Annotated in this window: 15 protein-coding genes; 6 read left to right on the forward strand and 9 right to left on the reverse strand. The window is 43.4% G+C overall.

Annotated features, from left to right (window positions below):
- The 8 genes from Q338_RS15485 to Q338_RS08255 form a co-directional block, all read right to left on the reverse strand.
- The coding region (locus Q338_RS15485) for a transposase family protein (protein WP_034294093.1) at positions 1-175 on the reverse strand (175 nt) is incomplete at its 3' end.
- Positions 176-809: 634 nt separating this feature from the next.
- Positions 810-1889, reverse strand: a complete 1080-nt coding sequence (locus Q338_RS08225) for an ATP-binding protein (RefSeq protein WP_034294096.1) — start codon at positions 1887-1889, stop codon at positions 810-812.
- 111 nt (positions 1890-2000) lie between these two features.
- A complete protein-coding gene (locus Q338_RS08230; RefSeq protein ID WP_034294099.1) occupies positions 2001-2357 on the reverse strand; it encodes a hypothetical protein in 357 nt (118 codons plus the stop codon).
- 84 nt (positions 2358-2441) lie between these two features.
- Entirely contained in the window at positions 2442-3851 is a 1410-nt protein-coding gene (locus Q338_RS08235; RefSeq protein WP_034294102.1) for a DUF5691 domain-containing protein, read from the reverse strand.
- Between the two features lie 107 nt (positions 3852-3958).
- Positions 3959-4456: a hypothetical protein gene (locus tag Q338_RS08240; protein ID WP_034294105.1), complete on the reverse strand. Its 498-nt coding sequence runs from the start codon at positions 4454-4456 to the stop codon at positions 3959-3961.
- Positions 4457-4498: 42 nt separating this feature from the next.
- Entirely contained in the window at positions 4499-5344 is an 846-nt protein-coding gene (locus Q338_RS08245; protein ID WP_034294106.1) for a TIGR02452 family protein, read from the reverse strand.
- A gap of 139 nt (positions 5345-5483) precedes the next feature.
- Positions 5484-5858: an A1S_2505 family phage non-structural protein gene (locus tag Q338_RS08250; RefSeq protein ID WP_034294109.1), complete on the reverse strand. Its 375-nt coding sequence runs from the start codon at positions 5856-5858 to the stop codon at positions 5484-5486.
- A gap of 12 nt (positions 5859-5870) precedes the next feature.
- Positions 5871-7178, reverse strand: coding sequence for an SWIM zinc finger family protein (locus Q338_RS08255; RefSeq protein ID WP_051968562.1), 1308 nt, complete (start codon positions 7176-7178; stop codon positions 5871-5873).
- Between the two features lie 153 nt (positions 7179-7331).
- Between Q338_RS08255 and Q338_RS08260 the strand changes: the two genes are divergently transcribed.
- The 6 genes from Q338_RS08260 (at position 7332) to Q338_RS08285 (ending at position 16125) form a co-directional block, all read left to right on the forward strand.
- Positions 7332-8048, forward strand: coding sequence for an SIMPL domain-containing protein (locus Q338_RS08260; RefSeq protein ID WP_034294111.1), 717 nt, complete (start codon positions 7332-7334; stop codon positions 8046-8048).
- A 321-nt stretch (positions 8049-8369) separates the two neighbouring features.
- Positions 8370-9974: a BCCT family transporter gene (locus tag Q338_RS08265; RefSeq protein WP_084693570.1), complete on the forward strand. Its 1605-nt coding sequence runs from the start codon at positions 8370-8372 to the stop codon at positions 9972-9974.
- A gap of 308 nt (positions 9975-10282) precedes the next feature.
- Complete coding sequence (locus tag Q338_RS08270; RefSeq protein ID WP_034294113.1) at positions 10283-12532, forward strand: DUF5682 family protein; 2250 nt, start codon at positions 10283-10285, stop codon at positions 12530-12532.
- A 114-nt stretch (positions 12533-12646) separates the two neighbouring features.
- Positions 12647-13810: a hypothetical protein gene (locus Q338_RS08275; protein ID WP_034294115.1), complete on the forward strand. Its 1164-nt coding sequence runs from the start codon at positions 12647-12649 to the stop codon at positions 13808-13810.
- Between the two features lie 510 nt (positions 13811-14320).
- Positions 14321-15424: a peptide chain release factor 2 gene (gene prfB, locus Q338_RS08280; protein ID WP_034294120.1), complete on the forward strand. Its 1104-nt coding sequence runs from the start codon at positions 14321-14323 to the stop codon at positions 15422-15424.
- Between the two features lie 80 nt (positions 15425-15504).
- A complete protein-coding gene (locus Q338_RS08285; RefSeq protein ID WP_115723627.1) occupies positions 15505-16125 on the forward strand; it encodes an NUDIX hydrolase in 621 nt (206 codons plus the stop codon).
- Here Q338_RS08285 and Q338_RS08290 read toward each other — a convergent pair.
- Positions 16053-17315: a YihY family inner membrane protein gene (locus tag Q338_RS08290; RefSeq protein WP_084693571.1), complete on the reverse strand. Its 1263-nt coding sequence runs from the start codon at positions 17313-17315 to the stop codon at positions 16053-16055. The two genes, Q338_RS08285 and Q338_RS08290, sit on opposite strands and share 73 nt — an antisense overlap.
- Positions 17316-17512 lie beyond the last annotated feature (197 nt).

The raw sequence follows: 17512 nt of genomic DNA on the forward strand, positions 1-17512 counted from the left end.
ATTGTTTTAAATCGTCAATATTGTTACTCAAAAAGCGGTCTATATCACGAAAGCTTTTTGCACCACCCATTATCGCAATCACAATGGCTGTTAATAATTTAGCTTGCGCGTAACGTTTACCTTCGCTGCGTCTTTTGTCTTCAATTTCTGAAAAGTAGGTTTCCAAAGTTTGCATGGTCAAATTACCGTTAGTTTAACTTTATCATTTTACACCAAAAGAACTTGGCAGGTCTGCACCCTAACCCTCCCCCGCAAGCGGGAGAGGGGACAGGTTACAGGCAGCCTGAAAGATTTTTGTCGTGTACTGAAAGGCAGCCTGAAAAAAATTTGATGGTGTCCTAAACAAGGTACTGTTAAAATTTCCAAACCAAAACACAGTATAATCGCAGAATTGAAAAAGTACTACAGCCTTGGCTTGCCTTGCCGTACTATTTGTACTGTCTGCGGCTCGCCGCTTGGTATTACATTTTCGCTTCTACTACTATATATTCTGAATTGTAAAAGCACAAATTACCGTTTATTGCCCTCACTATCAAGAATGCAATATAAAGAAAAATAGCTTTAATAGCAATCAGAAATAATTTTATGCTTGTAAAATTACCAAGACCGCTTTATTTATTAAATATATAATATTCAGGCAGCCTGAATTTCACTTTTCAGGCTGCCTTACAGTACACGATAATTTTTGCAAATACCTAAAATGTAGGATGCGTACCACGCACCAAATCATTCAAATTACTGAATAATTCGGTGCGTAATATGCACCCTACATGAGTTTTGTTGTGTACTGAAAGGCAGCCTGAAAACCCTTACAACATATCCCGCGCTGCACGATACAAATCTTTCCAGTCATCGCGTTGTTTGACAACGGTTTCCAGATATTCTTGCCACACGATTTTGTCTTGCACGGGGTCTTTCACGACTGCGCCCAAAATCCCTGCGATTAAATCATTGGCGTTCAAATTACCATCGCCAAAATAACCACTTAACGCCATGCCATTGTTCACCACCGAAATCGCTTCGGCTGTGGACAGCGTGCCTGTGGGCGATTTTAATTTCGTTTTGTTGTCGCTGGTTACGCCTGCACGCAATTCGCGGAAAATCGTTACAATTCGGTTGATTTCCGCCAATGCTGGGGCTTCGGCAGGCAATTTCATTGCCGTTTGGAAACTTGCCACGCGGCTACGGACAATTTCCGTTTCTTCCGCCAAAGTCGCAGGCAAAGGCAAAATCACCGTGTTAAAACGCCGTTTCAATGCGCTGGACAATTCGTTCACGCCCTTGTCGCGGTTGTTGGCGGTGGCGATGACGTTGAAACCGCGCACCGCTTGAATTTCGCTGTTCAACTCGGGCACGGGCAAGGTTTTTTCTGACAAAATCGTAATCAACGTGTCTTGCACGTCCGAGCCAATACGCGTTAATTCTTCAATTCGCGCGATTTTGCCTTCACGCATGGCGCGCATCACTGGCGTTTCCACCAACGCGCTTTGGCTAGGACCTTTGGCGAGCAATTCCGCGTAATTCCAACCGTAGCGAATGGCTTCTTCACCTGTGCCAGCCGTGCCTTGCACCACATAAGTGGAATTGCCCGACACCGCCGCCGCGATGTGCTCACTGACCCAGCTTTTTGCCGTGCCAGGAAGACCATAGAGCAACAAAGCGCGGTCGGTGGCGAGCGTGGCAACGGCAATTTCCATTAAACGGCGATTGCCGATGTATTTCGGTTTGATTTCAAAGCCATTTTTCAATTTACCGCCCATTAAATACGTGACAACGGATTGGGGAGAAAGTTGCCAATTTTCAGGAATGGGGTGGCTTTCCTGTTGTTTTAATTCGTGTAATTCTTCGGTAAACTGCTGTTCAGCATGTTGGCGTAGGATTTCGGACATTTTGCGGTTTCCTTGTTTTTGGGGTTAATATTTTTTAGCTACGCTGAACTTCGTTTCAGGCAGCCTGAAAATGTAGGGTGCGTACCACGCACCGATTGTACAAAATTTCAATTACCAATGACTAAAATCATAATAATCAGGAAAAATGATATTTTGTTTAATCAATTGATTTTTCAATTCTAACCATTCCGTTTCGGCATTATTTTTATCATAAGCACAATATAAATTCACTCTGGCAAAATCAAAAATATCGTATATCAACTTTTCCATTTCATCAGATAAGGGCTGATAACCTGCCTCAATATGCGCGTTTTGACACGCCGCTTCCCATAAATCCAAAGATTTAATTTCAAGATACAAAGGCATAAGTGCAATCGTTGCCAAAAATATGTGTTGATGACCATATTCTTTGGGAATTTTCTTTGCCGTATTATTCGCAATCACTTTAATGAATTGACAAAAGTACATAATATTTTCCAATTAAATTTCAATGATTTGGTGCGTAATACACAACCTACGATTTTAATTCAACAAATGGGGCGCGACCACCTTTCAGGCAGCCTGCAAAGCCATTTCAAACGCCACACGTTGTTCAAATTGTTCACAAAGCTGTTGATAATGCTCGCGTTTCCAATCTGGAAAATCATCTCGTTGAATATATTGGGCAATTTGCTGAATTTTCTGCGCGACTTCTGGCGTATTCGCCAAACTTGCCGCCAAACGTACGCCTTCTTGATGATAAGGATTTTCCATCATTCTTTTCACATTAAACAAAACAAATGCCGAAAATGGCGGACTAAACGCGGCAATATTTTCCCCATTGCGCCAAAAATTCGGATATTCAATCATCAAATCAACACCATATTGCTCAAAAATGCGCTCACGATAATCATCAGGCAAATTCAAAAAATGTTGAACCAAATGGCTGGGAATGTGTTTTTTATTGGCAAATACCTTGCCCGAAGCATTGGAAATTCTATTAGAAACAATCTCATAAGTAAAATCCACATGGTCAATCATGCCAATCCAATCATAATCATGCAAAGCCATAGGCAGATGATTTGCCAAAACCTTAACCGCTTGATTTTCATCACAATCCAAAAACACGCACCACATCGGCAAAGACATTCGTTCAATCAGTTGGCGCAATTGGTAATGACTGTCGCTTTCGCGTTTGTTGGGGCTTAATTCGTCTATGCCAGCCGCTTTCATTTCGGGCGTGAACGGCTGTTCGGTTTGCGTCCATTTATTTGATTGGAAAGACAATCTTTCACGCAAAAAACGGATATTTTGTTGCGCGATTTCGCTTTCAGGCAGCCTGAAAAGCCATTTTCGCGCCACATCTTTCACATTTTGACTGCGGTCTTTCAAAGCGGCATTGAGAAAATCCAAATCGTTTGCCGACAAATTTTCTGCAAATAATTCAATGTAATCCGTGCGTTGATTGGCGGGCGCGGTTTTCCAAATTTGGGATAATTGTTCGCGCATTTCATCGGGATTGTGTTGGCGCAGATTCGCCAAATACGCGGTGCGTTGCGCGTGGGGCAATAAAGTCCAATCGTTTCCTTCTGTATTTTCAATGGTTTGATTGGGCTGAATTTGCGCGTTCAGCCATTTGCCAAATTCGCCCAAAATGATTTCATCGGGAAAAATCTTGTCGGGGATTTGCGGCAACAATTTTTCAGGCAGCCTGAAACCGCGTTCCGCCATTTTTTTCATCGCAAATTCAATCAAATAATCGTGTTTTTGCGCCAACCAAATAGCCAAAATCCGCGCCGCCGCGTCTGGCAAAACGGGCGTGAGGTCGTGCGGTGCACTCGCTACGCGCTGAAAAGTCGCGCCAAGCGGCATGGGCAACGCGCCCGCGATGTGTTGCGCGTGTTGCAAAGCCGATTGCGCGAAAAAATCGGGTATGGGCTGTTTGGCGGTTCCCAATAAGGCGGTATTCAGTAGGTTTTTCATGGGATTATCCTTTAAATGTAGGGTGCGTACCACGCACCGAATTGCCGCAAAATTTTCATGATTTCAATCAATTGGTGCGCATAGCTCACCCTACGCAATTATGTTTGTTACCTATTCTGATAGGTAAACCATATATTTCTTAAATAATTAAATTCATCAGTATCTTCATCAAAATTATTGAATATATTTGAAAAAAATATTTTTTTAGCCATTGTTAATGAACAATTAAGACAATTAAAAACAAAATCTGGTGTCCCACAAAAAAGATGATATAAATTATCTTGGTTTTTAAAATATAAAAAATCTAAATTGTAATTTGTTAAAATAATAAATAAATGATGATTTAAAAAATCACTATTAAAGATATTTTCTTGATTGTTATCTATTTCTTTTGTTTGAATATGACCATTGAATTCAAAACTGTATTCTAAATATTTATTTCCATATAGGAAAATATTGTTAGCCAACCATTCAGATTCAATTAAAGTTAATGTATCAGGAACTGGTACTGCTATCCAATTTTTCTCTGCCAAAAATTTTTTGGAAATCGTCCAGTTGTCATCTAGAAAATATGAGAAGAAATCATATTTATTTTGAAAATTCATAATTTAAATATCCTTTTAATTAACAACGAATTTTCACAAAATTTATTTGCTAAACTGATTTTCAAAAGCCGTCAAAACTTTCAATGTTTTACTGCTATCGTAAATCGCAAACACAATTTCATCAAAAGCATTCGCAAATTTTTCTTGTTTCAAACAATCATCAAATATTTTCGCCACTTGCACAGGGTCATTGCGAAACACGCCACAACCCCACGCACCCAATACCAAAATTTTATGCCCTTGCTGTTTGGCAAGGCTCAAAACATAATTGGTTCGGCGAATTAAGGTTTCTGTAATCGCGTTTTCATCATTCGGACAACGTTGTAAATGCACGCCCGCATTCGGCGCAGGCGCGGTAATCACGGAACACAAAAACACATCGTCCAACAAATTTTCCTTATTTATCCGAAAAAACGGCACATTGGGCGAATAAATCATGTGGTCGGTGTAGAGCATGGATTTGTTTTTGCGGTTGATTTCGTAATATTCAGGCTGTCTTAATTGGCATAAATACAAACCTGATGAACGGCATAAATCTTCTTCTTGGGCTTTCGCTCCACTTAAAAAACCGCCACCTGCATTTTTCGCAGACGCAAAATTGAGCAAACACACATGGGCTTTTTGTTCTTCCACAACCAAACGATAGGCGGCTTGTTGTGTGCTTTCGCGCGTTACGCTGATGTTGATTTTGCTTGTGCCGATTTCGCGGTCATGGGCGTACAAATCGGCTAATTCTTGGGGGCGATATAATTGGGTTTGGTTTTCGGCGAGACGTTGTTTATCGCTAAAATCTATTTTTCCTTGATGACTGGGTAAAATGCCTGTTTGACTGATTGCTAATGCTTGTTCGGCAATTTGTTTGGTGTTTAATTTTTGGATTTCGTTCATTTTTATTTCCTATATTTTAAATCATTTCAATCATTTAATTTATATTTGATACAATAATTTGTAGGTGCGTATCACGCACCAAATTTCCACAATATTTAATTATTTCAATCAATTGGTGCGCATGGCACACCCTACGCGACTAACTTTTTAAAATTTCAATCCATTCTGGTGGCAATCTGCAATTTGCAGGTGCATTCGCAAACATGGGCGCGATTTGTTCATGTTTGTATCCTGCTAAACCTGTGCCGATTGCGGTAACGAAAAATTTTAATTCGTGATGTTGATTGGCAAATTGAATAAAATCATTGACATATTGTTCAATTTTGCTTAACGGAAAAGTCTGTAAACGCCCATTTTTCGTGGGAATGGCATACGATTGTCCTTCCAATCCCACGCCTTGCCCTTGTTTTGCGCCAAAATGCAATTTTGCGGTTAAGGCTGCGCCTTTGCCATGTCTGCCAGTTGTATTTGAACCAAATACGAAAATTTCGCCAGCTTGTATTTGATGTGTCATATTATTTTCCTTTTACAAAACAATATTCAGGCTGCCAGCCCCATTCTGCACCGCCAACAATCGCGTTTCGCCAAACTCAAAATCGCGCAACACAAACGCCATAAAATCCGCGCCAGCCGTGTGCGCCAACACACGGCGCAGTTGCGTTTCCGACAATTCAAGCGGTAACATGGTTTCGCCATCGCTCAACGCCCACGCTTCGCCATCACGCCACAAATTAACTTGCGCCAACGCCATCGGCTGAACCGTCAAAAACGGATTGTCGGCAAACGCGCTGTGCGCCATTTCCCACGCTTGGGTGATGTTCAGGCTGCCTGAAATGGGCGGTGCGGTGTCCAAAAGTTCCCAAGTTTTTGATAATGCGCGTTTTTGTTGCACGCCATCGTAAAAACACAATTCGCCTGCATAAGTGCCGCCTTGCAACACGCTGGGCAAGGTAGCGGGCGCACCTTGTATCGTAAAATCAAGCAGATAGGCAAATTGCCCCGTCCCCAAACCGCAGAGCCAATGGGTGTGGCTTTCGCCGCGTTCCAGCGTGTGATGGGTGGTGCCGATGTGTTGCCAAATATCCATAACAGGGGTGTTTGCCAACACGGTTTCTTTGGCGATGGGGAAACCGAGTCGTGCCAAAATTTCGGCTTGCCAATTTTGGGGTAATTGATTGATATTTTGGAAACTTTGTTCCAGCAAACTCAATTTGGTCAGGCGGTGCAACAACACATCTTGGCGTTCAAATGGCGTATCCGCCAACTGGGCAACCGCGCCAGACAGGGCGGGCATTTGCGCGTCTATCATGCGTTTGGCGAGTTCGCGGCAACGTTCTTGCGCTTCGTTTTTCCATGAAATCAAGCCATTACGCAACACATCGTCCAGCCACAAACGCAAATCTGCCAAGCCGTCTGTGGCTTTTTGCAGTCGGGCGTTTTGGCGTTTTTGTTGGGCGACTGGGTCGGGGGTGGTTTCGGCTTTGGCGGCTTTTTTGACGGCATTTTGGGCGCGTTTGTCCAACCATTCGGCAAGCCAATCTGGGGGCGTGTCGTTTTGGAATTGTGCGCCGTATTGCGCGTGCATAAACAGCAGGGCAAGTGCATGTTTACACGGAAATTTTCGGCTGGGGCAAGAGCATTTAAACGCGGGTTCGCTCATATCAATGGCGGTTTGGTAGGGATTTTTGCCACTGCCTTGACACAAGCCCCACAAGGCGCGGTCATCGTGGGCGAGCAGCGTCCATTTTGATGTACTGACCAAGCCTTTGGCGGCTTTGGTGGACGAGTCATCGGGGGATAGAGCAATGATTTGTTCGGGAGTAAGGGCTTGCATGGCGTGTTCTTTTTAGGGAAATATGATGGTGGCGATTGTAAAAGGTTTATTTGAGCGAGACAATCTTTTCAGGCTGCCTGAAAGGAATTTTGCGTTTGAAAAACAAATTTTTATGGGGCATAATGCCGTTTTTCCACTAATTAGAGCGTAACCATGAAAAAAATCGGCATTGCCATCATGGCTTTGTGTATCAGCACCCTGTCATTTGCAGAAAATAATTTATATTACAATATTTTAGAGTTTCAGGAAAGCGTGTCCATCAATGTGCCAAACGACACCATGCACATCACATTAAACATGGAAACGCAACACAAAAATCGTCAAACCGCTTCACAAATCACCACGCAAAAATTAAATCAAGTTTATGAAAAATTAAAGAAAAATAAAAAATTCACGGTAGAATTGGGCAATCGCAGCGTGTATCCACAATATGATGATAAACAGAAAAACATCATCAGTTGGCGCGACAGCGTGAGTTTGCATGTGAACAGCAAGGAATTTGAAGATTTAAGCAATCTAATCAGCGATGTATCAGCGCAGGCGACTTTGGAGCGCGTGTGGTTTTCGCTGTCCACCGACAAGCGCAATCAAGCAGTGGACAAAGCCAGCGAGCAAGTTTTGGATACTTTGCGCCAACGTGCTGATTTTTTAAGCAGAAAACTGGGGTTTTCGTCTTATCAATTGGTGAAAGTGAATATGAATAGTCATTTTTCGGGCGGAAATATGTATGCCAATGATGTGGCGGAAATGTATGCGGTTCGGCAGAGTGCGCCAGTCGCTGCCGCCGCGCCACGCATGAAAGTGAGCAGCGATATGTCGGGCGAGCAAAGCATTTCGCAAACCGCCAATGTGATTGTACAAATGAAATAAAATAAAATTTTTTCAGGCTGCCTGAAGAATAGGGCAGCCTGAAACATTGTTTTATCGTGAATTCAATTTAAACCAGTACCGTGTTGTCCGCCCTTATGTATTGGGTGTACACGGTAGTCGCTGTCGCCTTGTCGTAATTTAAATTGAATCCACTATAAAACAAATATTGATTAAATATAAAAAATGTCGGATTTAAGAATCTAACTCACCATTTGGCGTTTTGCAAAGGTTTCTCATTGGGTGCCCCATCCTTTCAGGCAGCCTGAAATTGCGGTAAGATACAAAAATCATCACAAAATCAATATGAATTGGGGGCAGTATATGAAAAAACATCTCACCGTTATGAATATTTCCGTTGTGATTATGCTGTTGATTACGGCTGTGGGTTTGAGCTTTCCCGCACAATTTGGCGCGTCTGCCGAAGCGATTTATGCGTGGATTGCCAATTCATTTGGCTGGCTGTATATGCTGGCGGTGTTTGTGTTTGACGTGTTTTTGATTGGCTTGATTTTCACGCGCTACGGCAAATTGAAATTGGGGCGATACGATGAAAAACCGCAATTCAGCACTTTATCGTGGATTGGTATGCTGTTTTCAGGTGGATTGGGTGTGGGTATTGTGTTTTGGGGTGTTGCCGAGCCAATGACGCATTTTCTCACGCCCCCTTTGCACGGCTACGAACCCAAATCCATTGAAGCCGCACGCTTGGCGATGGGTTACACTTATTTTCATTGGGGTTTGTCGCAATGGTCTATTTTTGCGATTGCGGGTTTGATTATTGGCTTGTTTCAATTTCGTTTGCGTAAAAACAGTTTGGTTTCCACGTCTATGGAAACGTTGGTAGGGCATGAATACCCAACATTTTGGCGCAATGTGATTGATGTTTTGGCGATTATTGCGACTGTAATGGGCATTGCCACGTCCATCGGCATGGGCGTGTTGCAGATTAATGGCGGTTTGAATCATGTGTTTGGTTTACCAAACAATGCGTGGTCAAACGTGGCAATTATGAGCGTGATTACGGTGGTGTTTATTATTTCTGCGTCATCGGGTTTGAGTCGTGGAGTGAAATGGTTGTCCAATTTAAACATGGCTTTGGCGATGGGCATGATGTTGTTTGTGCTGTTTTTGGGACCTACAGCAATCATTTTCAAATCGCTGGTAACGGGCATTGGCGATTATTTGGCGCATTTTGTGGAATACAGTTTGCGGCTTGACCCATTCCGCCAAGAAAGCAATTGGGTGGACAAATGGACAATTTTCTACTGGGCATGGGTGATTTCGTGGAGTCCGTTTATTGGCGCGTTTATTGCCCAAATTTCGCGCGGTCGCACGGTAAAAGAGTTTGTGATTGGTGTATTGATTGTACCGCCTTTGATTTCTTTTGTGTGGATTGCGGCATTTGGCGGCACGGCAATTTACCAAGATTTGTATCAAGGCACACAAATTGCCCAAGCTGTATCGCAAGATTACACATCAGCCATGTTTGTGTTTTTGGAAGGTTTTCCGCTTAAAACGGTAACGTCTGCCGCCACTTTATTGTTGATTGCCACATTTTTAATCACATCTGCCGATTCCGCCACGCACGTTTTGGCAAGCATGAGTAGCAATGGTTCGCTTGAACCCAAATTGCGCGTGAAAATCATCTGGGGCATTTTGTTGGCGGCGATTACGCTGACTTTGCTGTTGGCGGGCGGTTTGAAGAGTTTGCAAGCTGGCTCCATTGTGGCGGGTTTACCGTTTACCATTTTGTTGATTTTAATGATGTTTGCCATTATTAAAGTCTTGAAAATTGAAGCGCATTTGGTGCTGCCCGAACAAATGCCCACTTTGCGCCCCGCCAAAGAAGCTGAGCGTTATCATCGCGGCGAAGAAACCGTGCCAACGCATTATCAGGGCGATGTTTCGGAGCAGGAGAATAAGTGAGTTTTTGGATTTCAGGCTGCCTGAAAACAAAAAAATGGGCGATATATTATTTCGTTGAACACGCGTTGCGCCGCGTACCACGCTGCACAGCCCACGATTAGCCATTTTCTCCCACATTTTCAGGCAGCCTTACAGTACACGAAAATTTTTGTTTACCAACAATCTGTCCCCTCCTCCGTCTGCAACGGCGGAGAGGACAGGTTTCAGGTTGCCTGAAAGATTTTTGTCGTGTACAAAAAGGCAGCCTGAAAACCCATTATCATCAAAAAAATTCATCAAATATAATCAATTATCAAAAGGGAAAACCCATGCCCACCCAATTCTACGGTATCCGACATCATGGCGCAGGTTCAACACGCCACCTGCTCAATGCGCTCAACGCCCAACAGCCCGATTTGATTTTGCTGGAAGCCCCACCTGAAGCCCAATCGTTGTTGCCTTTGGCGGCACATGCGGACATGAAACCGCCTGTTGCACTGTTGGCGTATCGCCCAGACGCACCACAAAACGCGATTTACTATCCCTTTGCCGAATATTCCCCAGAATGGCAAACCCTTCAATTTGCGGCGAAAAACCATATTGAAGTGCGTTTTTTTGATTTGCCTTTGCAACACAGTTTGGCGGACGAATTTTCAGGCTGCCTGAAAAATGAAAACGATGAACATCAGGAAAATTCAGACGAAAATTCACAAGAAAATTTAATTGAAACAAATCTTTATCAAGATCCATTTGACCATTTAGCCCAAATTGTCGGCTTGCCAGATGGCGAAGTTTTTTGGGAACAGTTTGTGGAACAACGCCAAGACGGTCAAGACATTTTTGCTGCCATTCAGGCTGCCGTGTCCGCCTTGCGCGAACACGAAACCACCAGCCCAAACAATGCCTTACGCGAAGCCCACATGCGAAAAATGTTGCGCCAAGCCGAAAAAGACGCGCAAAACATCGCAGTCGTGTGTGGCGCGTGGCACGTTCCCGCGCTGACCGCCAAAGTCGCCGCCAAAGACGACACCGCCTTACTCAAAAATTTGCCCAAATGCAAAGTCGCTTGCACCTTCATTCCTTGGACAAACAATCGCTTAACTTTCGCAAGCGGTTACGGTGCAGGCATACACGCGCCCGCTTGGTACGCGCATTTGTGGCATTATCCTGACGATGACGGCGTGTTGTGGGTCGGTCGTGCGGCTGCCGCCTTGCGCGAAAAAGGTTTTGACGTATCTGCTGCTCACGTTATTGAAACCGTGCGTTTGGCGAACGCGACTGCCGCTTTGCGCGGTCAAAGTCGCCCGAATTTAGCAGATTTTGTGGACGCGATTGGCGCAATTATTGGCATGGGCGAAACGCTCATCATTGATTTAATTAAAAATCAATGGTTAATTGGCTCAGACATCGGCAGCGTTCCAGACGACACGCCACAACTGCCCCTGCTTGCCGATGTTGCCGCGCAACGCAAAAAATGCAGGCTGCCTGAAACTGCCGAACACAAAACCCTAGAATTGGATTTACGCAAACCGCTTGATTTGCAACGCAGCATTTTGATTAACCGAATGATTTTGCTGGATATTCATTGGGCGGAACACGTCCACAGCAACAGCACAGGTACGTTCAAAGAAACATGGCGCATGGCGTATCAGCCCGAACACCACATTCAACTGACCGAACGCGCCGTACACGGCAACACACTGGAAAAAGCGGTCGCCAATTATGTACGCCAAAAAGTGGCTGATTTCAAGCAATTACGCGAATTGGCGAATTTATTGCGTTTGTGTTTGCCCGCCGATGTGCCTGAATTATTGAATGAAATTGCCACGCAAATCGCCAATGCGTCTGCCGACAGCCACGATTTAGCCGACAATTTGCACGCCCTGCCTGAATTGGTGGACATTGTGCGTTATGGCAGCGTGCGCGATTTTGACGCTGCGCCTTTGCAAGGCGTATTGGCGACTTTGTTGGCGCGACTGGCGGCGGGTGGCGTGCAAGGCTGCCTGAATATTGACACCGACACCGCGCAATCGCTGTTTACACGCATTCGGGCGGCGGATTACGCCATGGGTTTGCTCAACGATGAAGATTTAACGGCATTGTGGCAAACTTTCCTGAAAAAACAAATGGCTGCGGAAAATGCCCATGCTTTGCTGTCGGGCAATGCCGCACGGATTTTGTTTGACAAACAAGGCATTAGCGAAGAAACCATGTCGCAAATATTCAGCCTATCGCTTTCTACGGCGCAATCGTATGAACACGCGGCGCATTGGTTGGAAGGCTTTTTGTATCAATCGGGAACGATTTTGTTGATTAACAACGACTTATGGCAAATGATAGACGATTGGTTGCGCGGTTTGTCGGACGAAGTGTTTACGGAATTATTGCCTTTGTTGAGACGGACGTTCAGCAGTTTTGAGTTTGGCGAACGGCGACAGTTGGGCGAAAAAGCGGCGCAAAATGGCACGGAAACGGTTTCAGGCAGCCTGAAAATGCCCACACAAAATCAGGGCGCATTCAATGAAACATTGCGCGAAAAAGCGGCGGAAACGGTGCGAATGTTGTTGCAGGCTGCCTGAAAGTCGGCAATATGTAGGGTGAGCCGTGCGCACCTAATTCCCATAATTTTGATTTTTTGAGAAGTGTTTGTGCATACAATGCACCTATATTTACTATTATTTAAAGGTATTATTATGCCCCATATCTTATCGAAGCAATATTATGATGAATTTAGAACAGTTACCCAATTAGTTAGGTTTGATTTTATTCAGGTACAGGATAAATTTGAAACAACATTGCTGGTCAAACTTAATTCATTGCTCTTAAAATATATTCTCACGGGTTCAAGAATTACACTTTTTATTGAATATGAAAATGGAAGAATAAAATACAGTATTAGATTGTATGAGGATAATACTAATTTAGAATATACTGTTGAAATTTATTCTTACATTGAGAATGAAAATGAAATTAGAGCTTTAAACAACTTGAACTTTGATAAAAATATTTCAGTTTACTTATTCAATGAATTATCTTGCAATGTCGCTGAAAATAAATTATTTATAAATGGTAACTTTAATTATTTAAATAATTTGAATGTTGAAATTGAATTAAATAATAATTCGAACTGGGAATGTATACCTAATTTTTATGTAATAGATTCTGGTCAGTCTAGTGAAATAAATTTATCTAGTAATGAAGGTATGCAACAGGAAATTATTGCTCAATGGATAATTGATTATTTTTCAGATTCAGGTAGGGTCTTTTTTAGCCCACGATTTAAAAAGGGAAGTGAAGAAAAAGAATTAACTGACATAATTTTAATTAGCCAAGAAACAGTATGTTTAATAGAGTCCAAAGTTATTTCTATATTTAATAAGGGGACATTACCAAATAGAAAGAAATTAAAAGAAAATGCTCTAAAAAACATAGATAAAGCATTTAAACAATTAAAAGGTGCTGTCAGAAATATTCAAGAACAAAAATTTGATTTTTATACAATAGATAATAAGGTCATAAATATACCAATTTGTAATAATTTTTTTGGAATAGTTTTAATATCTGATTTGGATTTAATTATTTCTGATAATTTATCAAACGATACTCAAAAAATACATAATATATATAAGCAATTTCAATTGGAATTTCCTGTATTTATAATGGATTTATTTGAATTATCAAAAATAAGCCATGCTGCAAATCTTATTGATGGTGTTAATTTATTGGAGAGTTTTTTCAAATTATTGGCTAATAGATGGAATATTATGCAAAAACAAGATTGCTATATTTTAAAATGTTTACATAATAAAATAGATGATAAAATTACGATAACTGTACGTGCTTTTGATAAAAAATAGCAGATGTAATTGCATAGCAAGCGTAGGGTGGGTGCTTGCACCCACGCATTTTGTGATATTTCTGATTTATTGTTTTTCATTGCCATTCCCTTTCAGGCTGAAACCTTTGCAAAACCACCACCATCGTCATTCCCGCGTAGGCGGGAATCCAAAGTTGAGTTATACAAACTTTTGTTTCTTAAAGTAAAAGTAGATTCCCGCCTACGCGGGAATGACGGCAGTTTTTCTGTTTCAGGCAGCCTGAAACGAAGTTCAGCGTAGCTAAAAGGTTTTGCACAAGTTTCAGGCTGCCTGAAAAATAAAAAATCATTTCACGCATTGAAATAAAAGCAAGCGTAGGTCGGATACTCGTATCCGACATTTTCCAATCCACCACAAAATTTGTCGGATTCAAGAATCCGACCTACGTTCATGATTTTCAGGCTGCCTGAAAGGCTTTTGCAAAGGTTTCAGGCAGCCTGAAAAATGCGTTACAATACGCGCCTGAAATTTTTTAGGGAATACAAAAACATGGAACAAGAACAAATTAACCAGCTAAACAATCAATTAGACGATTTAGCCAAACGCAACCATGATATTCGTGATTACATGGACTATCAAGGCAAAAAAGAACGCTTGGAAGAAGTGGTCGGCTTGTCCGAAGACCCCGAATTGTGGAATGACCCCAAACGCGCCCAAGAAATCGGTAAAGAACGCAAACTGCTGGAAGGCATCGTTTTAACGCTGGACAACATTGAAAACGGCATCAACGACAACCGCGAATTGATAGACATGGTGGTGGAAGAAGGCGACACAGACGGCTTTCAAGCCATTGTGGACGATGTTGCCGAGTTGGAAAAGCAAATGGCGGATTTGGAATTCAAGCGCATGTTCAACCAGCCTGCCGACCCGAACAACTGTTTCATTGACATCACGGCTGGCGCAGGCGGCACGGAAGCGGAAGATTGGGCTGGTATGTTGTTCCGCATGTATTCGCGTTATGCCGAGCGCAAAGGTTTCAAAATTGAAATTTTGGAAGAAGACGATGGCGAAATCGCTGGCATCAACCGCGCCACAATCCGCGTGGAAGGCGAATACGCCTACGGTTTATTGCGAACCGAAACGGGCGTACACCGCTTGGTGCGCTACTCGCCATTTGATTCCAACAACAAACGCCATACGTCTTTTGCGTCTGTGTTCATTTATCCCGAAGTTGATGATTCCATTGAAATTGAAATCAACCCTGCCGATGTGCGTACCGACACTTATCGCGCATCGGGTGCGGGCGGTCAGCACATCAACAAAACCGATTCTGCCGTGCGCATGACACACATTCCAACGGGCATTGTGGTGCAATCGCAAAACAGCCGCTCGCAACACGAAAACCGCCGCGTGTGTGAAGAAATGTTGCGTGCCAAATTGTTTGAATTGGAAATGCGTAAGCGCAATGAAGAGAAACAGGCTTTGGAAGACGGCAAATCCGATGTGGGTTGGGGCAGCCAAATTCGCTCGTATGTGTTGGATTCTTCACGGATTAAGGATTTGCGTACCAATTATGAAGTGGGCAACACCAAAGCCGTGTTGGACGGCGATTTGGACGGCTTTATTGAAGCTAGCCTGAAACAAGGTGTTTAATTCATTCACAATAAATTCACAATAAAAAGGCTGCCTGAAAACAAGTTTTGTTGTTTTCAGGCAGCCTTAAATCAACAATCATGATGTTTAACACAGAAAATTTGGGCGATTTTTTGCGATTTTGCGAACACGCCGATGTGGTTTCGCCCTTGCAAACACGCAGTGCGGCAATCCAATCGCCACAACACACACCAGCCGCCGTACTCATCGGCATGGCTCCCGATGAAACAGGCGCGTGGCAAATTTTGATGACGCGCCGTGCCGAAACTTTGCGCCGCCACACAGGGCAAATCGCCTTTGCGGGCGGCAAATGCGATGCGAATGACCCGACACCGATTGCCACTGCTCTGCGCGAAACGCTGGAAGAAACAGGCGTTTCCCCCGATATTTGGCGCGTTTCAGGCTGCCTGAAAGCGTGTTACACGCCATCGGGTTTTGCGATTACGCCCGTTTTGGCGTGGGCGAACACGCTGCCTGAAACCCAGCGCAATCCGCAAGAAGTGGCGGAAATTTTTTGGTTGCCGCTTGATTTTGCGCTGGATTTATCGCGCTACACGCAAAGGGAAAATCTGCCCGCCCTACCCTATTTGCATTACGATATTTGGGGCGCGACCGCTTTGATGTTACATCATTTGACGATGTGTTGGTCGGCATATTCGGCTAATAATTGCGTTACGCGTGCCGATAATGCAGGTAATTGATTTGGCTGAACATATTGCCGCTCAAATTCGCTTAATGAAATGTCCAGCGATTGCAAACACGATTGCAGCAAATGGCGCAATCCTTGATGTACGCCATCGGGTTTTGCAGGCAGCCTGTAAACAAAAATCCCAGCCAAATCAATTAATTTAATCATATCGGGTGATTGTTTCAGCACCCAACTGTTTTTTTCTTGGCTAATATAATCACGCGCCGCCAGCTCGTCCAGCAAATCACCCAATTCATCGTAGCCCATATTGATTTTTTGGCGAAAATCGGGCAGCGACACACTTTTTCCGTGCAAATGTGCTTGTTTTAACAACAATAAAATTCGCAATACGTCATCAAATGGGCTATTCTCATCGCGCGTACGCAAAAAAGCATTGCCGCGCCAATAAGACAAACTGGCAGTCAAAACCGCGCCCGTTAAAATCAAGCTCCACAGCAAATGCAGCCACACCAAAAACACGGGAATGGCGGCAAATACGCCGTAAATCAATTCATAACTATTAAAATTTTGAATATAAATACCAAAGCCCCACTTTGCCAATTCCACCGTTAAAGCCGTTATCAATGCGCCACACAAAGCGTGTTTACTCGGCACATAGCGATTTGGCACAACGCGATAGGCAAAATACAATACGGCAAGCGTCAGCAAAATTTGTGGCAAATTGCCAATACCCAACCATAATTCGGGGAAGGCAGCCTGAATTTTACTGGTCATGGACTCACCCAAACCCAGCACCACAGGTGTGAGTGTGAGCAAAGCCCAATAAATCGGCACTTGCTGAAACAGGGAACGGCTGGTTTTGACACGCCAAATTCGGTTAAAGGTTTGGTCTATGGTTTGAATCAGTAAAATAGACGTTACGCCCATGCCCACCAAGCCCATTGCGGTTAAGCCGCTTGCTTTGTCTTTGAATTGATTTAAATAATCCAAAATCACCGCCGCGCCGCTTGGCACAAGAATATTGTTTACCGCCGCCGTAAACTGTTGCGACACATTGGCAAACATGGGAAACGCCGCCACCACCACCAACATCACGGTCAGCACAGGCACAAGTGCCAATAGTGTGGTGAACGTCAGGCTGCCTGCAATTTTGATAACACCAATTTCATCAAATCGCCGCAACAAAAATAGGCTAAATTGCCAAATGCGCTGCTTGTGTCTTGTTTTCCAGTTAAATTTCATGGCTTGGGTCTTTTGATTATTGGTCAAGCCGACAAGTTAGCATAATTTGGGACAAGATGGTGTATGTATTGTGAGTTCAATGGTTAATATAGTCGTAGAAATGAAAATGCAGTACAAGGCGACAACGCCCGCCGTGTACGAATAGTACATAAGGGCGTTGGCAACGCCGTACTGCTTTTTCAGTTCTGCGACTATAG

Source organism: Alysiella crassa DSM 2578 (assembly GCF_000745955.1).
Lineage (GTDB): Bacteria > Pseudomonadota > Gammaproteobacteria > Burkholderiales > Neisseriaceae > Simonsiella > Simonsiella crassa.